Origin of the sequence: Kocuria sp., assembly GCF_030536815.1 — a bacterium.
Classification (GTDB): domain Bacteria; phylum Actinomycetota; class Actinomycetes; order Actinomycetales; family Micrococcaceae; genus Kocuria; species Kocuria gwangalliensis.
This window is the reverse complement of the sequence record NZ_JAUNPE010000276.1, coordinates 1-2,129: the sequence shown is the minus strand read 5'-3', so window position 1 is coordinate 2,129 and position 2,129 is coordinate 1. Positions and strand designations below refer to the sequence as shown.

Sequence of the window (2,129 nt, the reverse complement as noted above, 5' to 3'; positions counted from 1 at the left end):
CTCGGATGGAGTTGACGTTCCACGTGGCAATTCTCATGACACCACCGTAGCGAGCAACGGCGCACTCGAGAAAATATCCGGGTGATTCCGTGAATCCCGCCAGCCACGATGATCCACCCGCCATGCACGGGATAGCCCCGCCCGGCATGTCTGCGGGGCGGGGCTATCCGGTTGCGGACTTGTACGCCGACCGATGTAACGGCAGGTCAGGAACGCGAGGTGCGCACCCGGCTGTCATCCGAGCGCTCGCCCGCCACGGAGCGAGAGCCGAAGACCCCGGCGATCGAGGCGATGATGGCCCCGAGCAGCAGGCCCACAAAGCCCCAAATGGCGCCGGAGGAGGCGGTGCTTGCGGCTTGTTCGGCCTGCGGGGCGGCCGACTCAATAGCCGCACCGGCCTGCTGCTGAGCCTGCTCGCCGGCCTGGCTGGCTTCTTCCTCGCTGACGTCGGGCGCCACGGAGGCGGCGGCCTCGGGATTCTGCGCGGCGGTATCGGTCACCGTGGATGCGGCGGAGCCGATCAGCCCGCCGACAGCACCCAGGGCATTGCCCACCAGCACACTGGCCAGAACCAGGGCGGTGAGCAGGGAGGTGGCCCAGGTGAGGAACCCGTGGATGAGCCCGGCGCGGCCGGCCAACAGCCCGGCCACGTAACCGCCGCCGGCAAGAGCCAGTACCAGTGTGATGATCGAGGAAATGCCGGTGGCGACCCCGACTCCCTCACCGGGGTTGGCGGAGTTCAGGTCGGCCATGCCCAGGCCGAGGGCCGCGGTAATCAACGACAACAGGATGGTCAGGGCGAGGAACGTCACCACACCCGCGATGACCGCTCCCCAGGAAATGTTTTTCACATCACCTGCTCGGCGATCACCCAGCACGTCATCCTTCCACGACGGCTTGTTGTGCTGGGAAGTGTGGGAATCGGACTGGTGATCCACGGCATGCGAAGACGTGGTCGCAGATGTGCCGGGGGCGGGGCTGGACGGGGTGCTACTGGACATGACTGAAGTCCTTTCGTCAAGGGTCAACTGCGCGGAATTTACTCAAAAGTAAGCAAGCTGATGATTCCTTCTGGCCCCCACTGTAACGGCTTCGGATTTCGTTTGGCCAGCTCATGTGTGGCGTTACACGATTCCGGGTTGAGGGAAATCGGGTTGACCGGCTCACCCGCCGCGCAGGCCAGTAGGGTGTTCGTATGGACCTCATGCATGTGGTGATGGAAATCAGGCATCGGCGGATGCTGCTCAAAGCTGCCGGGGCCGGTGCTGCCGCACTTGTGGGGGCGCAGGCCGCGGTGATCGCCTCTCTGGCAGGCCTGGACTGGTGGAAACACAGGAACCGTAAGGTCCGTGATGCTCCTCGCCCGGGCACCTTTACCGCCCAGGTGCAAGACTCCGAGCTGAGCATTTACACGTCGGGTGAGGCTCTCTACGAGGACCAGCTCAAAGCCATTGACGGCGCCCAGACATCCATCCACATGGAAACCTTCATCTGGAAAAACGATGAAGTGGGCCAGCGGTTCCTCGATGCTCTCAACGCCGCTGCCGAACGCGGGGTGGCCGTCTTCGTCATTTATGACGGGTTCGCCAACCTGGTGATCCCCAATTCCTTCTATCGGTTCTCGGACAAGGTCAATGTCTTCCGGATGCCGGCCGTCCGACGTAAATGGTGGCGGGGCCCGCTGCGTTACACCGGGGTCAATCATTCCAAGATCCTGGTCGTGGACGACAACATCGGTTTCGTGGGTGGCTACAACATCGGTTCCCTGTACGCCAGTCAGTGGCGGGACACCCACGTGCGTGAGGTGGGCCCGGCCGTGTGGGGACTGCGGAACTCCATTGCCCAGGTGTGGAACGAGGACCGGCACCCGCGCGAACAAATCGAGTGGGTGCCCCCGCAGAACTGGGACCCAGAGGTTCGGGTTGCTGCCAACCTGCCGGTGCAGCTCGTGTATCCGATCCGGTACCTGTACATGAGCGCCATCGAACGCGCCACGGATCATATCTGGATCACCACACCGTATTTCATTCCCGACCAGCAGATTCTCGATGCTTTGGTGGATGCGTCCAAGCGTGGTGTGGACGTCCGCGTGATGGTTCCCAAGGACTCCAACCACATCCTGGCGGACT

At 63.1% G+C, this 2,129-nt stretch carries 2 protein-coding genes; one reads left to right on the top strand and one right to left on the bottom strand.

All coding sequences use genetic code 11. The features are described from left to right. Positions 1–206: 206 nt before the first annotated feature. Entirely contained in the window at positions 207–1,001 is a 795-nt protein-coding gene (locus tag Q4E95_RS13115) for a TIGR04086 family membrane protein (protein WP_303383722.1), read from the bottom strand. 194 nt (positions 1,002–1,195) lie between these two features. On the opposite strand from Q4E95_RS13115, the gene Q4E95_RS13110 reads away from it, so the two are divergent. After that, the coding region (locus Q4E95_RS13110) for a phosphatidylserine/phosphatidylglycerophosphate/cardiolipin synthase family protein (RefSeq protein WP_303383721.1) at positions 1,196–2,129 on the top strand (934 nt) is incomplete at its 3' end.